The sequence below is a fragment of the Gordonia sp. UBA7599 genome (assembly GCA_002477755.1).
GTDB lineage: Bacteria > Actinomycetota > Actinomycetes > Mycobacteriales > Mycobacteriaceae > Gordonia.
Genome location: DLKD01000023.1, coordinates 373 through 21,874, shown reverse-complemented (window position 1 = coordinate 21,874; position 21,502 = coordinate 373). Strand labels below are relative to the sequence as shown.

At 67.0% G+C, this 21,502-nt stretch carries 18 protein-coding genes; 7 read left to right on the top strand and 11 right to left on the bottom strand.

Features of this window, described 5'->3' with window-relative positions; translation table 11 throughout:
• Both B4L26_RS02550 and B4L26_RS02545 read left to right on the top strand, forming a co-directional pair.
• Positions 1 to 1,049, top strand: a 1,049-nt coding sequence (locus tag B4L26_RS02550) for an OB-fold domain-containing protein (protein ID WP_290715465.1), incomplete at its 5' end; no start/stop codon positions are given.
• Positions 1,046 to 2,236: an acetyl-CoA acetyltransferase gene (locus B4L26_RS02545; protein WP_290715462.1), complete on the top strand. Its 1,191-nt coding sequence runs from the start codon at positions 1,046 to 1,048 to the stop codon at positions 2,234 to 2,236. The genes B4L26_RS02550 and B4L26_RS02545, both read left to right, overlap by 4 nt.
• Before the next feature lie 188 nt (positions 2,237 to 2,424).
• On the opposite strand, the gene B4L26_RS02540 is transcribed toward B4L26_RS02545, so the two are convergent.
• The gene (locus B4L26_RS02540) at positions 2,425 to 3,045 is read right to left on the bottom strand and encodes a TetR/AcrR family transcriptional regulator (RefSeq protein ID WP_290715459.1); all 621 of its coding nucleotides are present in this window, start codon (positions 3,043 to 3,045) and stop codon (positions 2,425 to 2,427) included.
• A 104-nt stretch (positions 3,046 to 3,149) separates the two neighbouring features.
• Entirely contained in the window at positions 3,150 to 4,307 is a 1,158-nt protein-coding gene (locus B4L26_RS02535) for an acyl-CoA dehydrogenase family protein (protein WP_290715470.1), read from the bottom strand.
• A 260-nt stretch (positions 4,308 to 4,567) separates the two neighbouring features.
• On the opposite strand from B4L26_RS02535, the gene B4L26_RS02530 reads away from it, so the two are divergent.
• Both B4L26_RS02530 and B4L26_RS02525 read left to right on the top strand, forming a co-directional pair.
• The gene (locus tag B4L26_RS02530; protein ID WP_290715457.1) at positions 4,568 to 4,804 is read left to right on the top strand and encodes a type II toxin-antitoxin system Phd/YefM family antitoxin; all 237 of its coding nucleotides are present in this window, start codon (positions 4,568 to 4,570) and stop codon (positions 4,802 to 4,804) included.
• The gene (locus tag B4L26_RS02525) at positions 4,801 to 5,208 is read left to right on the top strand and encodes a type II toxin-antitoxin system VapC family toxin (protein ID WP_290715455.1); all 408 of its coding nucleotides are present in this window, start codon (positions 4,801 to 4,803) and stop codon (positions 5,206 to 5,208) included. The genes B4L26_RS02530 and B4L26_RS02525 overlap by 4 nt, the downstream gene beginning before the upstream one ends.
• A gap of 37 nt (positions 5,209 to 5,245) precedes the next feature.
• On the opposite strand, the gene B4L26_RS02520 is transcribed toward B4L26_RS02525, so the two are convergent.
• The 4 genes from B4L26_RS02520 to B4L26_RS02505 form a co-directional block, all read right to left on the bottom strand.
• Positions 5,246 to 6,499, bottom strand: coding sequence for a pyridoxal phosphate-dependent aminotransferase (locus tag B4L26_RS02520; RefSeq protein WP_290715453.1), 1,254 nt, complete (start codon positions 6,497 to 6,499; stop codon positions 5,246 to 5,248).
• A 68-nt stretch (positions 6,500 to 6,567) separates the two neighbouring features.
• Positions 6,568 to 7,443 (bottom strand): SDR family oxidoreductase, encoded by an 876-nt coding sequence (locus tag B4L26_RS02515; protein ID WP_290715451.1) that lies wholly within the window; start codon positions 7,441 to 7,443, stop codon positions 6,568 to 6,570.
• Between the two features lie 17 nt (positions 7,444 to 7,460).
• Positions 7,461 to 10,661, bottom strand: coding sequence for a (Fe-S)-binding protein (locus tag B4L26_RS02510; RefSeq protein ID WP_290715449.1), 3,201 nt, complete (start codon positions 10,659 to 10,661; stop codon positions 7,461 to 7,463).
• 95 nt (positions 10,662 to 10,756) lie between these two features.
• Positions 10,757 to 12,238 carry a WS/DGAT/MGAT family O-acyltransferase gene (locus B4L26_RS02505; protein ID WP_290715447.1) on the bottom strand — a complete coding sequence of 494 codons (1,482 nt, stop codon included), beginning with the start codon at positions 12,236 to 12,238 and terminating at the stop codon, positions 10,757 to 10,759.
• Between the two features lie 128 nt (positions 12,239 to 12,366).
• Here B4L26_RS02505 and B4L26_RS02500 point away from each other — a divergent pair, with 128 nt between their 5' ends.
• Positions 12,367 to 12,987: a SanA/YdcF family protein gene (locus tag B4L26_RS02500; RefSeq protein WP_290715444.1), complete on the top strand. Its 621-nt coding sequence runs from the start codon at positions 12,367 to 12,369 to the stop codon at positions 12,985 to 12,987.
• Here the strand turns inward: B4L26_RS02500 and B4L26_RS02495 are convergent.
• A complete protein-coding gene (locus B4L26_RS02495; protein ID WP_290715442.1) occupies positions 12,950 to 14,314 on the bottom strand; it encodes an acyltransferase in 1,365 nt (454 codons plus the stop codon). The two genes, B4L26_RS02500 and B4L26_RS02495, sit on opposite strands and share 38 nt — an antisense overlap.
• Before the next feature lie 252 nt (positions 14,315 to 14,566).
• Between B4L26_RS02495 and B4L26_RS02490 the strand changes: the two genes are divergently transcribed.
• On the top strand, positions 14,567 to 16,756 hold the full coding sequence (locus B4L26_RS02490; protein ID WP_290715440.1) for an acyltransferase family protein: 2,190 nt from the start codon (positions 14,567 to 14,569) through the stop codon (positions 16,754 to 16,756).
• 72 nt (positions 16,757 to 16,828) lie between these two features.
• On the opposite strand, the gene B4L26_RS02485 is transcribed toward B4L26_RS02490, so the two are convergent.
• The 4 genes from B4L26_RS02485 to B4L26_RS02470 form a co-directional block, all read right to left on the bottom strand.
• Positions 16,829 to 17,536: a sterol desaturase family protein gene (locus B4L26_RS02485; RefSeq protein WP_290715438.1), complete on the bottom strand. Its 708-nt coding sequence runs from the start codon at positions 17,534 to 17,536 to the stop codon at positions 16,829 to 16,831.
• Positions 17,526 to 18,266, bottom strand: coding sequence for a FadR/GntR family transcriptional regulator (locus B4L26_RS02480; RefSeq protein WP_290715435.1), 741 nt, complete (start codon positions 18,264 to 18,266; stop codon positions 17,526 to 17,528). Before B4L26_RS02480 ends, B4L26_RS02485 begins: the two co-directional genes overlap by 11 nt.
• A 127-nt stretch (positions 18,267 to 18,393) precedes the next feature.
• The gene (locus B4L26_RS02475; RefSeq protein ID WP_290715433.1) at positions 18,394 to 18,804 is read right to left on the bottom strand and encodes a DUF5709 domain-containing protein; all 411 of its coding nucleotides are present in this window, start codon (positions 18,802 to 18,804) and stop codon (positions 18,394 to 18,396) included.
• Between the two features lie 176 nt (positions 18,805 to 18,980).
• Positions 18,981 to 20,741, bottom strand: coding sequence for an acyl-CoA dehydrogenase family protein (locus B4L26_RS02470; protein WP_290715431.1), 1,761 nt, complete (start codon positions 20,739 to 20,741; stop codon positions 18,981 to 18,983).
• 389 nt (positions 20,742 to 21,130) lie between these two features.
• On the opposite strand from B4L26_RS02470, the gene B4L26_RS02465 reads away from it, so the two are divergent.
• A partial coding sequence (locus tag B4L26_RS02465; RefSeq protein ID WP_290715429.1) for an Hsp70 family protein occupies positions 21,131 to 21,502 on the top strand: 372 nt, incomplete at its 3' end.

The following is a 21,502-nucleotide window of genomic DNA, read 5'->3' as shown; positions in this document are numbered from 1 at the left end:
CGACGGGCGGTCTCGTCGTCGCCGCCGACGTGCGCGTGGGACGGCCGGGGTCGGCCGACGAGCGGCTCGGCGGTGATGCCGCCGCGGCCCTGGTCTTCGGCGACGGACCGGCGATCGCCGACATCGTCGCTCACGCCCATTCCACTGCGGAGTTCCTGGACACCTGGCGGCCGCCGTCGGCGACGGTGGCCGCGCACTGGGAGGAGCGGTTCGGATACGAGCAATATGTCGCGCTCATTGACGACGCCGTCCCCCGCGCACTGGCGCAGGCAGGCGTGAGCAGCGCCGACCACGCCGTCGTGGTGAGCCCCAACAGTGCCATCGTCAAACGTGCCGGCTCCCTGGTGCCCGCCGCGCAGGGCGTGGTCTCACCGGTCGGGTACTCCGGTGCCGCTGATCTGCTACTCGGCCTGGCCGACGTCCTCGACCGCGCCGAGCCCGACCAGACCGTGCTCCTGGTGTCGGCGGCGGACGGCTGCGATGTGTGGGTGTTGCGCACCACGGCGGCGCTGGTGGACCGGCGCCAACCCGTTCCGGTGGCACGACAACTCGACGGCGGCATCGAGGTGCCCTATCCGGTCTACTTGTCGTGGCGCGGGCTGCTCGACCGGGAACCACCCCGTCGGCCCGAGCCCGACCGTCCGGCCGCACCACCGTCGTCACGGGGCGCCGGGTGGAAGTTCGGGCTGATCGGGGCCCGGTGCCGCGAGTGCGGCTTCGTCCATCTCCCGCCGGTGCCGCTGTGCCGCCAATGTCATTCCGGCGACATGGAGCCCGCGCCGGTGTCGCGGCTGCGCGGTCGGGTGGCGACGTTCACGGTCGACCGGCTCGCGTTCTCGCCATCGCCGCCCGTCGTCGACGTCGTCGTCGATTTCGAGGGCGGGGGCCGGTGCACCGTCGAGGTGGCCGATGCCCAGCCCGAGCAGGTGCGCGTGGGCGCGGAAGTGGAGATGGTCTTCCGCAGCCTGTTCGTCGCCGACGGTGTGCAGAACTATTTCTGGAAGGCGCGCATCGTCGACGATGCGCACGCTCGTCAGGAGGACGCATGAGTAGTCACGGGATCGTGGACAAGGTGGCGATCATCGGGATGGGGTGCACGCGGTTCGGTGAACTGTGGGACCGCTCGGTCGACGACATGCTCGTCGAAGCCGTCGGCGACGCCGTCGATTCGGCGGGCGTGGAACTGGCCGACGTCGACGCCTTCTGGCTCGGCACCCTGGCATCGGGGTCGTCGGGTCTGACCCTGAGCCGTCCGCTGGGGATCGACTACAAGCCGGTCACCCGGGTGGAGAACTACTGCGCCACCGGTTCTGAGGCCTTCCGGAACGCGTGCTACGCCGTCGCCTCCGGCGCGTACGACGTCGCCATGGCCGTCGGCGTGGAGAAGCTCAAGGACTCCGGCTATTCCGGTCTGCTGCGTGCCGACCCGCCCGGTGACGGCACGGCACCCGAGCTCTCGGTGACCGCACCGGCGGCCTTCTCGCTGATCGATCCCGCCTATTGCGCCAAGTACGGCGTCGACCCCGAGCAGATGCGGGAGGCGATGACGCACGTCGCGTGGAAGAACCACGTCAACGGGGCGCGAAACCCGCGTGCCCAGTTCCAGGCCGCGGTGTCCAAGGAGAAGATCGACTCGGCGTCCAAGGTGGCCGGCCGGCTCGGCGTGTTCGACTGTTCGGGCGTCTCCGACGGTGCGGCCGCCGCGGTGATCGTCCGCGCGGAGGACGCGCACCGCTACACCGACCACCCCATCTATGTGAAGGGGCTGTCCATGGTGGCCGGTCCCATGCGTGGCGGGATGGACCCGGAGTACGACTACACCACTTTCCCCGAGGTGGTCGCGTCTGCGGAGGACGCCTACCGCCAGGCCGGGATCACCGATCCGGTGGAACAGCTGTCCTTCGCCGAGGTCCACGACTGCTTCACGCCGACCGAGATCGTGCTGATGGAAGACCTCGGTTTCACCGGCCGCGGCCAGGCCTGGAAAGACGTCCTCGCCGGCGAGTTCGATGCGGACGGGCGCCTGCCGGTCAACATCGACGGGGGGCTGAAGTCGTTCGGTCACCCGGTCGGTGCCAGCGGCCTGCGGATGCTGTTCGAGGCATGGCTCCAGCTGCGCGGCGAGGCAGGCGAGCGGCAGCTGCCCGATGCGCATCGCGCGTTGACGCACAACCTGGGCGGACGGCCGGGCGGCTGCGTCTCCTTCGTCGCCGTCGTCGGTGACGAACCGGGCTGAGCCGTTCCCGCGCGCACTAGGGGCCGGATCATCCCGGCCACCGTGTGGCTGGAAGGGTCGGGCCTGACCCTGGACAACGGCGTGGTCTGCGACGAGACGCTGTGGACCCCGACAACGCGAAGCCCTACGGCACGGTCCCGTACTTCTGACGATGGCGTGGTTGTCGCCGTGTGGTCCGGATCCGGCAGTCAGGATCCAGCGAGGCCGTTCAGGATGAACGCCTTCGCCGTGGACACGAGGTCGTCGATGTCGCCCCGTTCGGGATCCCACCACTCACTGGTCCAGTTCATGGCGCCGAACACCAGCATCAGCGCCGTGTGGACGTCGATGTCGCCACGGATCTCCCCGGCGGACTGAGCGGCCCGCAAGATGTCGGCCCAAATAGCACCGTAGGCGTTCTCCTCGGCGACCTGACGCTCACGGATCGCCTGGGGCACCTGCCCGGCGTTGCGGATGGACGCAGTCGCGTAGTTCGACAGGTCGAGTTCGTGGCGCAGATGCTCTTCGATCGCCACTGAAAAGCGGTCGAGCGGAGTCGTCCCGTCCGGGAGCTTGTCGAGTGCTTCTTCGAGGTGCTTGCGCAGTTCGGCGACGCCGGACCACATGACCTCTTCAATCAGGTCCTCGCGCGACGAGAAGTAGTAGTAGATCGCCGGGGCCTGGACCTCGGCGAGGTCGGCCACATCGGACAGTCGTAGACCCGCGTAGCCTTTGTTGCTCAGCACCTGGGCAGCGGAGTCGAGGATGCGCCGACGTGTCCGTGCCGACTTGGAGTCGGATCCGGAGCCGTTTTCCTGGGTGTCCGCCATGTCAGACATCCTAAGGACCGCCCTTACAGGCTCTCTGCTCGCGGGCGGCGACTGATTTGGTTTGTGTCTGGGATCGACTCCGGGCAGGCATTACCACCTCCCGCTCACCATGCGAGGGTGCCGCGTTTCACGAGTTGTGCGGCGATGACGTTGCGCTGGATCTCGTTGGTGCCTTCGCCGACGATCATCAGCGGTGCGTCGCGGAAGTAGCGCTCGACGTCGTACTCGGTGGAGTAGCCGTAGCCGCCGTGGATACGCACGGCATCCAGGGCGATCTCCATGGCGGCTTCCGACGCGAAGAGTTTGGCCATGCCGGCCTCCATGTCGACGCGCTCACCGGCGTCATAACGCTGCGCGGCGTGCAGGGTGAGCTGACGGGCGGCAGTGAGCTTGGTGGCCATCTGGGCGAGGTAGGTGCCAATGGCCTGGTGTTGCCAGATGGGCTGGCCGAAGCTTTCGCGCTGTTGGGCATAGGCGAGCGCATCGTCGAGGGCGGCTTGCCCGACGCCCAGGGCGCGGGAGGCGACCTGGATGCGCCCGGTCTCCAGGCCCTTCATCATCTGGGCGAAGCCCTTGCCCTCGACGCCGCCGAGCAGGCTGTCGGCCGGGGTGCGGTAGTCGTCGAAGGCCAGCTCGCAGCTTTCCACGCCCTTGTACCCGAGTTTGGGCAGGTCACGGGAGACGACCAGTCCGGGGCCGTGCTCGACCAGCAGAATGGAGATCCCGGCGTGGCGCGGCGAGGCGTTCGGATCGGTCTTGCAGAGCAAGGCGATCAGCTGGGAGCGCCGCGCGTTGGAGATCCAGGTTTTCGAACCGTTGACGACGTAGTGGTCACCGTCGCGGCGCGCGCTGGTGCGCATGTTCTGCAGGTCGGATCCGCCGCCGGGCTCGGTCAAGGCCATAGTGGCCCGGATCTCGCCGGTCGCCATCTTGGGTAGGTAGCGCTGCTTTTGCTCGTCGGTGCCGAACAGCAGGAGGAGTTTGGCGACGACGGTGTGTCCGCCCATCGCCCCGGCCAAGCTCATCCAGCCACGGGCCAACTCGGCGGTGACTTGGACGTAGCAGGGCATGGAGACCGGCGTTTCGCCGTAGGGCTCGGGGATGGCCAGGCCGTAGATCCCCATCTCCTTCATCTGCTCGATGAGGTCTTCGGGGTAGGTGTTGGCGTGTTCCAGCTCGCGCACGACCGGCCGGACCTCTTTGTCGACCCACTCGCGCACCAACTCAACGATGTGGCGTTCCTCGGTCGACAGTCCCGTCATTGGTGCGGTCTCCTCCACGGTATTGCTCACAAATGGACTTTAACATTGATTAAATTACGTGACTCCAGTTCAATTGTGCCGGACATCGGCGCTGTGTGTGCCCGGAGCCAATGCCGCGATGGTGGGCAAAGCGCTGGCATCCGGGGCCGGCTTCCTCCTGGACCAGGCCTGACCGGTCCGGTTGGCCGCACCTGCCGCACTCAATTCAATTCGGACTATTTCGACTAGTCGGAATAGTCCGAACGGGGTATCTTCGTGGTATGAAGACGTTGTCGAGTACCGAAGCCAAGGCGAAGTTCAACGCTGTGCTGGCCGAGGTTGCGGCGACTGGGCAGCCGGTCACTATCACCAACCATGGTAAGCCGGTTGCCGTACTGCAGCCTGCCGAAGCACCCGTTCGCGAGTTCGGAATGCTGGCCGGACTGATCACAGTTCCCGATGACTTCGACGATCCGATGTCCGAGGACGAGCTCGCGCTCTGGGAAGGCGGCGAATGAGCGACCAGCGCGTCCTCCTCGACACAAATGCGCTACTACGTCTGGCAGCCGAACCCTCCAAGGTCGCCACTGCTGCGCGTGAGCTCATCGGCTCACCGGACACCACGCTGGCAGTGTCGGCCGTCTCGGCGTGGGAGGTGTCGATCAAGGCTCGGGTCGGCAAACTGCCGGAGGGTAAGGCACTTCTGAACGCTTGGGACACCGTCGTAGCCCGAATGCGGGCGGAGGTCCTCGACATATCAGTCGGCGACGCGATCACAGCCGGTGATCTGCCCTGGGAACACCGGGACCCGTTTGACCGCCTCCTGGTTGCACAGGCTGTCAGGCACCGCTATGTCCTCGCAACCAGCGACCGTGCGATCTTGCTGGACGCACCCGTCCCGACTTTGGACACTCGGCCCTGAGTGGAACACCGCTCGGACCGCACTCTGCGCTGAGCCGCTACTGCTTGTAGGACGAGAGGAAGTTGCCGATCCGCTCGATGGCCTCGGTGAGGTCCTGCGCCCACGGCAGGGTGACGATCCGGAAGTGGTTCGTGTCGTCGAGGTTGAACCCGCTGCCCTGCACGACGAGGATCTTCTCCTGCAGCAGGAGGTCCTGGACGAACTGCTCGTCGTCGTGGATCTCGTGGACCTCGGGATCCAGGCCGGGGAACGCGTAGAGCGCGCCGCGCGGCTTCACGCACGAGACGCCGGGGATCTCATTGAGCTTCTCCCACGTCACGTTGCGCTGCTCGTAGAGCCGCCCGCCCGGCTGGCACAGCGCATCGATCGACTGGTAGCCGCCGAGTGCCACCTGGATCGCGTGCTGGCCGGGAACGTTGGAGCACAGTCGCGTCGAGCACAGGACGTGTAGTCCTTCGATGAAGCCCTGGGCGTGGTCCTTGGGGCCGGTGATGACGACCCAGCCGGCGCGGTAGCCGCATACCCGGTAGGCCTTCGATAGGCCGTTGAAGGTCAGGCACAGCAGGTCGGGGGCGAGCGAGGCGATCGAGACGTGCTCGGCGTCGTCGTAGAGGATCTTGTCGTAGATCTCGTCGGCCAGCAGCAGCAGCGAGTGGCGTCGGGCGACATCGGCGATCTGCGCGAGCACCTCGCGCGAGTAGACGGCGCCGGTCGGATTGTTCGGGTTGATGACCAGCAGCGCCTTGGTGCGGTCGGTGATCTTCGACTCGAGGTCGGCGACGTCGGGCTGCCAGCCGTTGGACTCGTCGCAGCGGTAGTAGACCGGCTTGCCGCCCGAAAGCGTGGTCATGGCGGTCCACAGCGGATAGTCGGGGGAGGGGATCAGGACTTCGTCGCCGTCGTTGAGGAGCGCCTGCATCGTCATGGTGATGAGCTCGGAGACTCCGTTGCCCAACAGCACGTCGTCGACGTCGAAGTAGGGGAACTCGTCGATCAATTCGTAGCGCGTCACAACCGCGCGACGGGCCGACAGCACGCCGGTGGATTCGGAGTAGCCCTGCGAGTACGGCAGCGCATGGATCATGTCGCGCATGATCACGTCGGGCGCCTCGAAGCCGAAGAGCGCCGGATTGCCGATGTTGAGCTTGAGGACCCGATGTCCCTCGGCCTCCAACCGGGCCGCGTGTGCGTGCACCGGACCACGGATCTCGTAGCAGACGTTCTGCAGCTTGTAGGACTGCTCGAGCGGCTTGAGGTTCTGGTTCAGGTGCGAAACGTGCGGTCTACTCACCAGTCAATTGTGACAGCCGAGTGCAAATCGGTTTTCATCGAACCCGATTGGCGTGCTCGGCGATGCCGCTACTCGTCGCCGTCGGTGAAACGGGCCGACACCGACCGCCCCAATGCCGCGACCTGCGCGTCGAGTTCGGGGACCAGTTCCGCGGCGTTGCGCCGAATGGCATACTCGCCGCCGTTGGTGGACAGAAGCGGCTTACCCAGGCGCAGCCAGCGCACCCAGCCCGGGCAGAAGACGCGCCGCTTGCGCTTCTCGATGCCCTTGGCAAAGGCCGTGCCGCACTTGTCGATGGTGGTCGTCTTGCCCAGCGGTGGCGGCATGCGGCGCAGCATCTCTTTGAACGCCGGCAGGTCCGACTTGGCGTCGCGCACCATGGGGGTGTCGATCCAGCTCATGTGTGCGCTGCCGACGTCGACGCCCAGGTGCGAGATCTCCAACCGCAACGCGTTGGCGAAGTTCTCGACTCCGGCTTTCGAGGTGCCATAGGCGGCCAGGCTCGGCGCGACCGCGTAGGCGGCCAGTGACGAGACGACCAAGACGTAGCCCTGGCGGTCGATGATCGACGGCAGGGCGGCGCGCACGGTGTTGAAGACGCCGTTGACGTTGATGTCGATGAGCCGGTAGAACGCGGCGGGGTCGACGTTGAGCACTGTGCCGTAGGTGGCGATACCGGCGTTGGCCATGACGACGTCGAGACCGCCGAAGCGTTCGGTCGCCTGCGCGACGGCCGCCTGCATCGACTCCAGGTTCGTCACATCTGCGACGATGCCCAGCGCGGAGTCCCCGCCCAATTCGGCGACGATCGCGTCCAGGGCCTTCTGGTCGATGTCGGTCAGGACCAGATTGGCGCCGCGCTTTCGCAGCTCACGCGCCGTCTGGGCGCCGACGCCGTTGCCGCCGCCGGTGATCAGAACTGTTTTTCCCTGTAGCGAACCCATGGGTCCGAGGATAGGCGTCAGCTCTGGCCGGGCCCCTTCTTTCCGGGGTCCATCCCGAAGCCCTTGGCCTTCGGGGCGGGAGCCGCTTTGGGTTCGGCGGCGGGTGTCTCGGCTGCCGGTGCCTCAGCTTCAGCAGCCTCGGCGGGCGCAGCCTCAGTGGCTGGTGCCTCTGCGGCGGGGGCCTCAGCAGTCGGAGCCGGTGCTGTCGCCGACGGCGTTGCGGCGGGCTTGCCCAGCCCGGCGTTCATGCCGCCCTTCATCGCGAAGCCCTTGACGGGCTTGGGATCGGCCGGTGCCTCAGCCGCGGGGGCCTCGGCTGCGGGTGCTTCAGCGGGGGTGGCTTCGGCTGCCGGTGCGGCTGCGGCGGGCTTGCCCAGGCCGCCCTTCATGCCTCCCATGCCGCCCTTCATCGCGAAGCCCTTCGCGGCCGGCTTGGCGTCGGCCGCGGGGGCCTCGGCTGCGGGTGCTTCGGCAGGGGTGGCTTCGGCTGCCGGTGCGGCTGCGGCGGGCTTGCCGAGGCCCTTCATGCCTCCCATGCCGCCCTTCATCGCGAAGCCCTTTGCTGCGGGTGCTTCAGCAACAGGTGCCTCAGCGGGGGTGGCTTCGGCTGCCGGTGCGGCTGCGGCGGGCTTGCCGAGGCCGCCCTTCATGCCTCCCATGCCGCCCTTCATGCCGAAGCCCTTCGCGGCGGCCGGTGCTTCGGCGGCGGGTGCTTCGGGGGCAGGCGAGGCGGCGGGCGAGCCCATGCCGCCCTTCATGCCACCCATTCCGCCCTTCATGCCGAGGCCGCCCTTCATGGCAAGGCCACCGCCCGCGGGCTTGGCGTCGGCGGGGGCCGCGGCAGCAGCCGGGGCTGCGGCGGGTTTGGGAGTGGGACTGGGAGCGGGAGCCGGCGCTTCTTCGATGACCGGTGCCTTCGGCTGCTCGACGTCGCCGGGGCCGCGCACCTTGCCCTCGCGAGCCACGTCGATCTCGATGCCGCGGCGGACGCCTTCCAGCAGCAGCTGGGCGACGTCGACGACCTCGATCTGGTCTTCCTTTTCGGTGCCCGACGTCTGCGCCGTCACACCGTCGGTCAGCATCACGCGGCAGAACGGGCAACCCGTGGCGATCTTCTGCTTCTCGCCCATGAGGTCCGGACCGCTCTCCAGCGTGTCCAGCGCCTCGTCGACGCGGTCGATGTTGATGCGCTTGCCGAGCTGCTCCTCCATCCACATGCGAGCGCCACCGGCGCCGCAGCACATGGAGCGCTCGGCGTGGCGGGGCATCTCGGTGAGGGTGGAGCCCGACGCCTCGACGAGCTCGCGCGGCGCGTCGTAGACCTGGTTGTGGCGGCCCAGGAAGCACGGGTCGTGGTAGGTGACGGACTCGCCAGTCGGCGGCGCGACGGGGATCAGCCGCTTCTCACGGACCAGGCGGTTGAGCAGCTGCGTGTGGTGGACGACCTCGAACCGGCCACGCTCACCGTCGACCTGCGGGTACTCGTTGCCCAGGGCGTTGAAGCAGTGTGCACAGGTGACGACGATCTTCTTGCGCTGGTGCGGCGCCGTCGCGAAGAGTTCGTCGACCTGCTCGATGTTCTGCTGGGCGAGCATCTGGAACAGGAACTCGTTGCCTGCGCGACGGGCCGAGTCGCCGGTACACGTCTCGCCCTCGCCGAGGACCAGGAAGTTGACCGCGGCGACGTCGAGCAACTCGGCGACCGCCTTCGTCGTCTTCTTCGCACGGTCCTCGTAGGCACCGGCGCAGCCGACCCAGAAGAGGTACTCGAAGCCGGCGAAGCTGTCGACGTCCTTGCCGTACACCGGGATGTGGATGTCCATCTCGTCGATCCACGCGGTGCGCGCCGACGGACTCTGGCCCCACGGGTTGCCCTTGTTCTCCAGGTTCTTGAACAGGCCGGCCAACTCCGACGGGAAGTCGGACTCGATCAGCACCTGGTAGCGGCGCATGTCGACGATGTGGTCGACGTGCTCGATATCGACCGGGCACTGCTCCACACACGCACCGCAGTTGGTGCAGCTCCACAGCGTCTCGGTGTCGATGACCGCGCCACCCTCGTTGCCGTTGGCCTCGCCGACCAGCGGGCGCTGCGCCTGTGCGCGCGCCGCCTCCGGGATGGCCTCCAGCTTCGCCGTCAGCTCGTTGCCGTCGGCGTCGACGAGACCGACTTCCTCGCCGCCCATGTCGGTGCGACCGCCGGCCAACAGGTACGGGGCCTTCTCATAGGCGTGGTCGCGCAGCGACATGATGAGGATCTTGGGGCTCAGCGGCTTGCCGGTGTTCCATGCCGGGCACTGGCTCTGGCAGCGGCCACACTCGGTACAGGTCGTGAAGTCCAGCAGCGCCTTCCAGCTGAAGTCCTCGATCTTGCCGGCGCCGAAGGCGTCGTTGTCGGGGTCGGCGGTCTCCATCGTGAGGGCGCGCCCACCCGAGGTCATGGGCTTCAGCGGGCCGAGTGCGACCCCACCGTCGGCCTCGCGCTTGAAGAAGATGTTCGGGAACGCGGCGAAGCGGTGCCACGCCACACCCCAGTTGACGTTGTTGCCGACGAGGAACAGGAACAGGCTGCCCGACAGGAGCTTGATCAGTGCGAAAACAGCGACCATCGTGGGGCTGGCCGGCAGGAGCTTGGCCACCTGCATCGTGAAGAAATCCGACCCGGGGTTGCTGTGGTGGTAGGTGGCGATCTTGCCGGCCTTGACGAACACCATGCCCAGGCCCTCGACGAGCACGATGGCCTCGATCGTGTACGCGGGCACGAATCGCGAACCGGAGAAGCGCGACAGGCGCGAGGGGACGCGCGGGTGGTTGAGCTGGCGGATGATGATGAGCGTGACGATGCCGACGACGGTGCCGATGCCGAGGATCTCGTCCCACAGGTGCCACCCGAAGGTGTTACCGATGACCGGCCAGTGGAATTCCGGGTTGATCGACTGCCCGTAGGCCTCGAAGAACAGCGGGAAGCCGCCCAGGAAGCCGATCATGACCAGCCAGTGCGCCCAGCCGACGGTCCGGAACTTGTTCATCCGGGTGTGGGCGAGGAACTCCTTGAGCATCGTCCACAGTCGCGGGAAGAACGGGAAGAAGCGTCCGGGGGCGGGTTGCCCTTGGGCCACCGTTCGCGCGATACGGCTGACGCCGCGGCCGAAATTCGCCCAACAGACGAGGCTGATCAACGCCCCGATGAGTCCCAAAGTGATCGTCGTTGCGCTCAACGATGTCACCTCGCCTTTCGTCAACACGAACGGGTACTACACTCCGTCGTCATAACGGTAAAGGTTCGCACCCGTCTTGCGCCTCCCAGGCTTACCTAACTTCGCAGGTCGGTGACCTGCGCAACAGCCTCCAGCTCCACCAGCCCGTCCTCCAGGTAGTCCAGGAGGCGCTGCAGGCTCGGCAGTTCGCCACGCGCGCCGATGAGGCCGAAACCGATTTCGTCGGCCGCCGAGGTGAGCGTGATGTTGATGGCGTTTCCGGCCGTCACGATCGACACCGGGTAGCACCCGTCGAGCTTTGCCCCGTTCCAATACATCTGGTCCTGGGGGCCGGGCACGTTGGAGATGATCAGGTTGAACTGCGGTGGCGTGTAGTTGACGAAGCCGGGGATGCTCATGAACGCCAGCGGGGCGATCGTCGCGGCTCCCAGCGCCAGCGCCTGGATGGGGCGCAGGCCGCGGATGACGTTCTTGCTGGCCCGCATGGAGTCGACGAGGGTCTTCAGCCGCGACGCCGGGTCCGGGTCATCGGTCGCGAGGTTCGCCATCACCGCGCTCACCGCGTTGCCGTCGTCGTCGGCACCGACGTGCATCGAGACCGGGACCATCGCGATCAGCGGATCGTCGGGCATCGAGTTGTTCTCGATCATGTACGTGCGCAACGCCGAGCTGCACATGGCCAGCACGATGTCGTTGAGCGTCACGCCGAGGGCGGAGGCGACCTTCTTCATCCGCGGGATCGACCACTGGTCGGCCGCGAACCGGCGGGCGCTGCCGATCGGCACGTCGAACATCGAGCGCGGTGCGAAACTGCCCGGTGCGACGAAATCGTCATCGCTGAGGGCCTTCCACGCCACTTGCCCGGCGGCGGGCACGATACCGGCCACCTGCCCGGCGACATCGGCGACCTGCCCGGCGACGTCGGCGACCTGGCCGGCCACCCCGGCGGCTGCGCCGATCTGCTTGGCGATCCCGCCGAACAGTCCGCCGCCATCCTCCTGCGGCTCGTCGACCACCTCGACCGGGTCCTCGAGCTTCGGATTGCGCTTCTTTTGCAGGCGAGCGTCCCAGGGAGCGGTGCCGGTGCGGTCCTCGGGGTTCGGCGAGAGGGTGCGGGCGAGCAGACGCATCGACGTGACACCGTCGACGAGGGAGTGGTGGACCTTGGTGTACATGGCCAGGCGCCCGTCGGCGAGGCCCTCGATGATGTGTGCCTCCCACATCGGCTTCGACCGGTCGAGCAGCGTCGAGTGGTTCAGGGAGACGTAATGGAACAATTCGCGGATGCGTCCCGGCTTGGGCAGAGCGATGCGGCGCACGTGGTAGTCCAGGTCGACGGTGTCGTCGACGCTCCACGCCACCGAGCCGAGCAGGCTGAACGGCTGCGCAGGCCGGCGTCGGAAGATCTCACTGATCTCGAGGTCCTTGCTGGTGAATGCGGCGATCACCTCGTCGGCGAGTTCGCCGGCGGTCTGGCCCTCCCGCGGGATGAACAGCTGCAAGCCACCCACGTGCATGGGTTGTTCCCGGGTCTCGGAGATCAGGAACATCGATGAGGTGACGGGCATGTATTGCAAGGGAGTCCTCCTCCGGCGCGGCGACGATGCTGCGGTAACAGTATCTACTCCCGAGTCGTCGCCGGTGGCCGAGTCCGCACACTGGCGCCACGAGGCCGAAAGTGGGCGTGGGTCGCTACGGTGTGCGGGTGGGCAGACAGCGGATCAGCCGGTTCGGCCAGGGTGCGGCGCGCATGCTCCTGGTCGGGTTCATCGCCGTCGAGTGGATGATCGCGGCGTCGAGTACGTGGGTGTACTTCGCCGCGCGCCATCGCGTCGTCGCGCCCGACGAGGTACCCGTCGGCTCGACCGCCCTGGTGCTCGGTGCGAAAGTCCTCGACGGTGAGCCCGGCGTCTACGTGCGTGCGCGCTTGGACACGGCCGTGGAGCTGTTTCGGGCCGGGCGGGTCACGACGATCATCAACTCCGGCAACGGATCCTCGCGCTACGGCGACGAGACCGCGGTGATGCGCGCCTACCTGGAAACGGCGGGAGTCCCGTCGTCGGCGATCCGCGATGACCCGGCCGGGTATGACACCCAGCGCAGTTGTTCCCGCGCGCGGTCTGAGTTCGGGTTGTCGTCGGTGGTGTTGGTGACGCAGGGCTTCCACCTCGACCGGGCGATCGCGTTGTGCCGGCTCGACGGCCCGGACCCGATCGGCGTGGCGGCGCCCTGTGACGACTGTGCATGGTGGTCGATTGCGCGTAACCACCTGCGGGAGGGGCTGCTGGCTAGGCCCCGCGCACTGCTGTCGACGGTGTTGCCGTAGCGGGCTCGTCGGTGGGGTTGTTCGCGGCCTTGCGCAGGCGCGGAAGCGGCAGGCGCTCGCGACCGGTGAGGTAGACCGACCCGGGAAGGCGGCGGAGGACCTCGACGAGCAGGAGTGACCCGGCGAGTGTCGCGAGGTAGACCACGGCGGTGCCCAGGGGCTGCGGCAGCGTCGTGATCACCCACGAGTCCAGGCCGTGGCCGGACATGCCGAGGACGAAGTAGAGCACCAGCACGTGGACGAGGAAGACGCCGAAGCTGCGGTTGGAGGCGTAGGCCACCGCGCGCGCGAACCGCGGCGTGGACGTGCGCCAGCGGTGGCTCCACGTCAGGGCGGCGGCGTAGAGGCACGCGATCGCGGTGACGAGGAACGGCAGGAGCGTCGGCTGGAAGGGGCCGGAGTACAGGTTCGGCGCACCGTCGGAGGTGTCGACCCGGTCGAAGAAGGTGCCGACCGCGTAGCCGCCGGTGATGAGCAGTGCGGCCGCCAGACCGATGCCGACGTAGCGCGCGTTCTCCCCGGTGACCGCTCGGGCGATCGCATCGCGGTGGACGGCGGCGATGGCGCCGTACATCAGGAAGAACTGGTAGGGGATGAAGACCACGTAGTGGTGCCACCACGGGCTCGAGGTGGGGAGCCAGTGGGTGATGGTGTACGCGATGACGAACTGCAGCGCCAGGGAGGCGCCCAGGACGACCGCGTGGTAGCCCTTGGTCACCTGCAGCAGCCACAGCACCAGCGGGAAGAGCAGGTACACCTGGACCATCACGAACAGGAAGTACATGTGGAATCCGCCGCCGCCCAGGCCCCAGCCAAGGTTCCAGGCAAACTCCTTGAACGTGCCGCTGACGCTCGACGGGAAGTCGCGCAGCGACGATGAGCCGGTCAGCCCGCCCCAAAGGTAGCCGCCGAAGTCGTGGACGTCGGTCGACAGGCGGCCCTGCGGCAGCAGGATCTTCACAGTGAAGTAGATCGCCGTGAAGATGACGTACGGGTAGAGCACCAGCTTGATGCGGCGCCGCCAGAACGACCAGGTCGAGAAGTCGGCGCGGTCGAAGTACTGGTAGGCCAGGACGAAGCCGGTGAGCGCGAAGAACGTGTTGCGCGTGAAGTGCAGGAGCAGTCCGGTGGTGGTGACGCCGATGCTGTTGACCTCATCGGTCGTCTGGGTCAGCACGTGGATGAAGATCACGAGCCCGAACGTCGTCGCGCGGATCAGATCCAGGTGGTGCAGGTAGGACCGCTTGGACTTCGCAGTAGTTGCGGGTGGGGCCGCATCGGGCCCAGCGGGGCGCACGGCATCGCGTGCTGTCGCTGCGCTGGTCATGACCAATTGCCCCTTGAACGTGAACTGTGGCTTGCGTGCCCCGCCCGGCGTCGTCGTCGGCGCGGCATCCGCGGCGAAGGCCGCTGGAGGTTGATTGCCCAATCTTATCGGCCGAACCTGGGAGCAGCCTAATGAATGCTTAGGTAATCGAAGTGTCGTTCGTCACCCGCCCGGTCCTGCGGATTCAGACAAAGCGCTCCGACGCGTGTGCTGCTTAGGCGCACCGGGCGCAACCGGCTACCCTGGCACGTTGTGATACCGAGCTCGACGACGACGGCTTCCGGGGACTCGTCCCCGCGGGCAGCAGACCCCAAGTCGAGCAGCAAGGGCGCCGCCTACCGGCACGACCTCGACGGATTGCGCGGACTGGCCATCGCGCTGGTCGCCATTTTCCACGTCTGGTTCGGGCGCGTGTCCGGCGGTGTGGACGTGTTCCTCACCCTCTCCGGGTACTTCTTCGTCGCCTCGCTGCTCAAGCACGTCACCGTCACCAACTCAGCGTCGTCCTCGTGGCGCGAAGCGCTGAACCCCTGGCCGCGTCTCTCGCGCCTGCTGCGGCGCCTACTGCCGGCGCTCTATCTGGTGCTCGCCGGGGTCGTCCTCCTGATCTTCCTGGTCATGCCGCGCACCCGTTTCGCGCCGCTGGGCCAGGAGGTCATCGCTTCGGCGCTGTACTTCCAGAACTATCTGCTGGCGTTGACCTCGCAGGACTACGGTGCGGCGACGTCGGCGGCCAGCCCGATGCAGCACCTGTGGTCGATGTCGATGCAGGGCCAGTTCTTCGTTGCGACGCTGCTGGGTGCGCTCGCCCTCGGCGGCATCCTCAAGTTCGCCGCACTTCGCACCCCGCGGTTCGGTGATCCACAAACGATCCGCCGGATCGTCGGCCTGGCGTTGCTGGCGGTCACCCTGGTGTCGTTCCTATGGGCCAACTACCGCCACGCCGTCAACCAGCCGGTCAACTACTACGACACCATGGCGCGCCTCTGGGAGCCGATGGCCGGCGGCCTGCTCGCCGTATGGATGCCACGCCTGGTGCTGAGCCGCCGGGTGCGCAACGTGCTGACCGTCGGGGCGCTGCTGCTCATCGTGACGTGCGGTTGGTGGATCAAGGGCGTCGAGGAGTACCCGGGCGCCATGGCGCTCGTCCCCGTCGGTGCGACGCTGCTCATCATCTGGACCGGGTCGGCAGCCACCCGTCCCGAGGATGCGCCGAACCTCGACGTCGACGATCGGCGCGACGTCAATGCCCGCATGGCGTCGCCGTTCATGGTCTGGCTGGGCGGCATCGCCTACGCGCTGTACCTCATCCACTGGCCGCTGCTGATCTTCTTCCTCAGCTGGCGCTACAAGGACCACGCGACCTTCCTCGAGGGCACCGGGATCCTGCTGGTCTCTGGTGTGCTCGCCTGGGTGGTCACCCGCTTCGTCGAAACGCCGCTGCGCGCGGGCCGCGATACCGGCTTCTCCCCGCGCTACCGCCGCATCCTCGTCGTCGGGCTGGTCATTGCGACCATCGCGGCCGGGACGACGTCGATCACCTGGATCCGCCACCAGGCCAACGTGCGCGTGAACACCATGAACCTCGATCCGCGCCTCTATCCCGGTGGCCTGGCGTTCTTGTGGAACGTGCCCGCGCCGCACGTGCCGCCGATGCCGCCGGTCGAGGCCGCGTACATGGACCGCGGCCCGACGTGGGACAACCCGCCGAACCAGAAGATCACCGGCTGGAACGACGACACCGTCCGCGTCGGCGTGTACGGCGACACGACCGCCACGCGCACCATCGCCATCGCCGGCGGGTCGCACGCCGACATGTGGGTGCCGGCATTCGACGTCTTGGGCAAGCGCCACCACTTCAAGGTGACGACCTACGTCAAGGTGGGTTGTGCGCTGGTCAAGGAGCACGTGTTCAAGTGGTACGGCAAGGAGCGGCCCGACTGTAATCGGTGGGCGGCCAAGGCGCTGGCGAAGTTGGCGGAGGACAAGCCCGACGTCATCGTCACCAACAGCACCCGGCCCACCGAGGTCGAGGACCACCGGCCCGGCGACTACGTGCCGAAGGACTACGTCACGGTGTTCGACGAATTCAAGGCGCGCGGGCAGAAGGTCGTCGCGATCCGCGACACCCCGTGGACGCACCTGGAGAACGACTGGAACCCGCCCGAGTGCCTGGCCACCGGACGCAAACCGCAGGTCTGCGGTGTCAGTCAGAAGGTGGCGCTCGCATCCACGGATCCGGCGCTTAAGATCGCCGCACAATTCCCCAATGTGACGTTCCTGGACTACACGAAGGCAGTCTGCAAGGACGGCTACTGCCCGGCGATCGTCGGCAACATCCTCGTCTATCGCGACACCCATCACCTCACGGCGACCTTCGCGCGCAGCATGGTGCCCGCACTCCAGAAGGACTTGGCCGGCCCGATCGGCTGGTGGAAGTAGCTGCCCGTGGAACCGCTGAGGTCTGCGACCACATAGCGGTCGCAGATCTCCGCAGTCCTGTGCTATGGGGCCTTACGACGGTGAGCCGTGCAGGTTCTTCGCCGTCTTCGACGTGGTGACCTCCGCCGGGTCCGGGTAGGTGCCCAGCAGTCGGTCTGCGGTGCCCGACGTCGTGACCGTGTACCAGTAGTGCTCGTTCTTGAAGTGGTGGAAGCGGTGGTTCTTGTAGACCGCGCGGTAGGGCCGGTGGCGCGGCTTGTAGTCGGTGTGGATGAGGAAGTGTGTCCACTCGTAGAACAGGAGGAACGCCGTTACCGTCAGCAGGAACGTCATGCCCAGCGAGACGCGGCTGAATGCGAACACCCCGATCAGTGTCAGCGCCGGTAGCAGGCCGACCAGGACCGGCCACGGAATGAAGATGAGTGGGATGTCGCGGGGGTCTTGGTGGTGCCGACGGTGATCGCGCGCCAGGATCGAGTCGATCTTCACGCCACCGACCGTGCGGGGGCGCCAGTGCAGGATGCCGACGTGGATCAACCATTCGATGACCGGCGAGACCGCCAGCAGGATCGCGACGACCAGCGCGTCGGTCCATTGCCAATCGCCCAGGGCGATCCGTGCGACCAGTGATCCGACGAGAGGTACGGCGATCATCCAGGGGGACGGGTGGTGCCAGAACTCGGCGGTCGCGGCGCGCAGCGTGGTGATGCGGCGGTGGCCCGAGCGGGCAGTGCGCCGGCCGGTTGGTGAGTGGCTAGCCGGTGCGTGGTCAGTGGTCATCGGATCCTCCGTCGAATTGCGCTGCCGCGTCGAAGACGGCCAGGAGCGCGGTGGTGCTGGGGGAGAGCAGGTCGTCGGCGGCCTGTCGGGCGCCCGGGGCGTCGCGGTTTTCGAGAGCCGCGACGAGGGCTCGGTAGCCATCGACCTGCCCGACCTCCCCAGCCATCGCCACCGAGAGCGCGGGTAACGCCGGCTCGTAGGCGGCGCGCAGCGTGTTGAACATCAGGCGGTAGACGATCGACTCGGCGCCGTCGACGATCCGGTCCCAGAACTCCAGGGCGAGGACCTGCAAAGCCAATGGATCGGTCTCGGCGGTGATCTCGTCGACGGCGGCGTGCAGCTGGTCGAAGCCGGCGGCGGACATTCGGGTCGCGGCCAATCCGGCGACGATCGGTGCGATCGCCGCGCGGGCTTCGACGGCCGAGCGGGCCACGCTGATGTCGAGACCGTCGTCGTTCACCAAGAGTAGGGGCAACAGGTCGAGCCCCCCGTCACGCCGGATGTCGCGGACCGTGGTCGTGTCGCCCTGGCGGATGTGCACGAGGCCGGAGGTGGCGAGGCGTTTGAGGGCCTCCCGGATCGCCGGTCGGGAGACGTGCAGCGCCGCGGCGAGGTCTCGCTCGCTTGGTAGCGCACCGCCGGCGGGGAGGTCGCCGCTGATGACGCGGGCGGCGATCTGGTCGTACACGTCGTCGGAGACCGAGCGCCGCACGACTGGTTGGAACGTCATGGACCCACTGTGCGCCCAAGTGGTCAGCCTGTCAAGTGGTCAGACCAGTAACCTTGGGGTAGTGGGAGGGCCCACTCGGCATAGCGGGCGGGCCCACTCGGCGTAGCGGGCGGGCCCACTCGGCGGGTTAGAGAAGATCCTCGGGGGTGATCACGTGGACGGCGGCTTCCTCGGCCGAGGCGCCTGCACCGTCGATGCCGACATCGGTGCCCAACATCTGCTCGTCGTCGTCGGACATGACGCCCTCGTCGGGGCCCACGAGTCGCCCGGCGCGCGGTCCGCCGACCTCGTCGGACGACGGGTAGTCCGCATCGTCGTCGGAGTCCGGGTCGTAGGCGATGTCGGGCACCTCCTCGGCGAGGCGCTCGTCGAGCGACTCGTGCGCGAAGTTGTCCTTGTCGTAGTCGTGCGGCGGACGGTCCGGCGGCGAATAGCCGCGGTCGAGGACGTCGCCCAGCTCCTCGTCGGCGAGCATGTCCTCGGGCTGCAACTGCTCGACGGTGTAGTCGCCGCCGTCGTCGTCGAAGTCGTCGTTCATGCGAGCAGGATACGGGCACCATCGCCGAGTGGGCCCTGTTTCATCGCCGAGTGGGTCGGGCTCCATCGCCGAGTGGGCCCTGTTTCATCGCCGAGTGGGTCGGCCCCCCATCGCCGAGTGGGCCCTGTTTCATCGCCGAGTGGGTCGGCCCCCATCGCCGAGTGGGCCTTGAATCCTTAGGGGTTCATCTCGTACGCGCCGTTGTAGGCCTGCACACGGCTCCACATCCGGTCGAAGCGCGCCGGATCGGGCGTCGGCGCGGCGATGGCGTCGCGCGCCCAATCCTGCTGCGGCTGGGTCGCCGTCGGCTTGCCGAGCAGATCGACGGCGAACGACGAGAAGTCGCGGATGATGGTGTCGAAGATCTGCGCGACGGCATCGTCGTCGAGCCCGGTCAGCTCGGCCTGCTCCAGGATCAACTGGCCGTAGGCGATGAGCGAGAAGATCTGACCGACGGTGAGCAGGAAATCGAGGTCCTTCTGCTGCTCGGCGTCGGGCCCGGCGGTCATCAGGAAGTCGGCGAACTTGCGGGCCTGCCCGTAGAAGGTGGCCACGTTGTCGATCCGCGAGAACCGTTCGAAGGCCGGCTTCCAATCCGCGAATTGCACGCGCCCGGCGCCGCGGGTCGGGCCCTGGGCGAAGAAGAACTTGTCGTCGACGGCGTCGAGCCGGGTGCCGATCTCGGGGTATTCAGCCGGGTTGAGCATGTAGTTCGGCATGAACTTGAGGACGAGGCCGACGTTGACGTGCACCGTGCCCTCCAGGCGCGGGTAGGCACCGATGATGTTGGCGAAGTGTCGGAACATTGTGTACTTCTCGTACCCCTTCGCGGCGATGACGTCGTGCAGCAGATTGATCACCCGCTCGCCCTCCATCGTGACCTTGGACTTGGTCAGCGGATTGAAGAGCAGGTAGCGACGGTCCTCGAGGCTCGCGCTGCGGAAGTAGTCGACGCTGCGCTGGCTGAACAGTTTCATCGCGAGGATCCGCGCGTACGCCTCGACGAAGTTGGCCCGCACATGGGAGAAGTCGGTGACCCGGTTGCCGTAGAGGATCCGGTTGTCGGCGTGGGTGATCGCCTCGTAGAACGAGTGCTCGGACATGCCGATCGCGCCGCTGCACAGGTTGAACTTGCCGACGTTGACGGTGTTGAGTGCGGCGGCGAAGGCCTCGACGCCGGTGTGCAGGATGTCCTCGTCGCGGACCGGGTAGTTGTGCAGCGCGAACGTCGACACATATAGCTGCATGTGCACGACGTTGTCGATGAGCTCGTACTCCGGGCGGCGGCTGTCGGCGACGAAGAACGCGTAGTTGGCGCCGGCTTCCTCGCCGAGTTCGGCGCCCTCGCCGAACTTGCCGAACACCGACACCATGCTCGCCACGTTGCCGTTGCCGATGTAGTACTTCGTGCCGTTGGCCCGGTAGCGGATGCCCCGGGCCTGATCGGCTTCATCGGCGGGGGTCAGGATCATGTCGGTCTGATAGACGTCGGCGCCGTGTGCGCGCTCCGACAGGCCGAAGGCCATGACCTGGCCGTCGTCGAGGTCGGCCGCGGCACGCAGCTTGGCCTTCTCGTTGGCGCTCTGCCAGATCGGTCCGAGGCCGAGAATGGTGACCTGCTCGGTGTACCAGTAGGCCATCCCGTAGAAGCCGAGGATCTCCGACAGTGCGTGGTTGCGCGCACCGTCCCACCGCTTGGCAGGATCGTCGCCACCGTAGGCGGCCGGGGTCAGGAACGTCGCGAAGAGCTTCTCCCGCTTGACGAAGTCGACGAACTCGGTCGGCCAGCCGGCCCCCATCTCCTCGGTGACGAGCTTGTGTTTGCCCTGCCCCTCGAAGAAGTCGATGGTCGCGCGCAGCAACCGCCGCGTCGGCTCGTCGAAATACTGCGGGTCGTAGGTTCGCGGGTTGAAAAGGAGGCCATCGACGTCGGTCATGGACGACAAGGTACCGCAGCAGTCATGGCTCGTTGGGCGGGTCTCGATACGGATCCTCGCTTAGCGGCTCAGATCCACCTCGACCACCGGAGGGTCGAGGCGGGATTGGGCTCGGTCGGCACGGGATTGGGCTCGGTCGGCACGGGATTGGGCTCGCTCGGCAATAGTTGCGCGACCTCTGCTCAACTTTTTTTCGGAATTGGGGAATGATCCGCGCACTACCGAGGTTGGACTCAACGAGAAACTTGAGCGACTCCGACTCAATAAGGGTTGACCGACGAGGAATCGGCGACTAGAACTTGAGCCGGAAGCGCTGAGGTTTCGAGAAACCAAGACTTTGGACAACGGTCGGCGACTGCCGACCACATCAACAGGAGGAATCAACACTCATGTCCCGTGCTGTCGGAATCGACCTGGGAACCACCAACTCCGTGGTGTCCGTACTGGAAGGCGGCGAGCCCGTCGTCATCGCGAACGCTGAGGGTTCGCGCACCACCCCGTCTGTCGTCGCGTTCGCCCGCAACGGCGAGGTCCTCGTGGGCCAGCCCGCCAAGAACCAGGCGGTCACCAACGTCGACCGCACCATCCGCTCGGTCAAGCGCCACATGGGCGAGGACTGGACCGTCGAGATCGACGACAAGAAGTACACCCCGCAGGAGATCAGCGCCCGCACCCTGATGAAGCTCAAGCGCGACGCCGAGGCCTACCTGGGCGAGGACGTCAGCGACGCGGTTATCACGGTGCCCGCCTACTTCAACGAC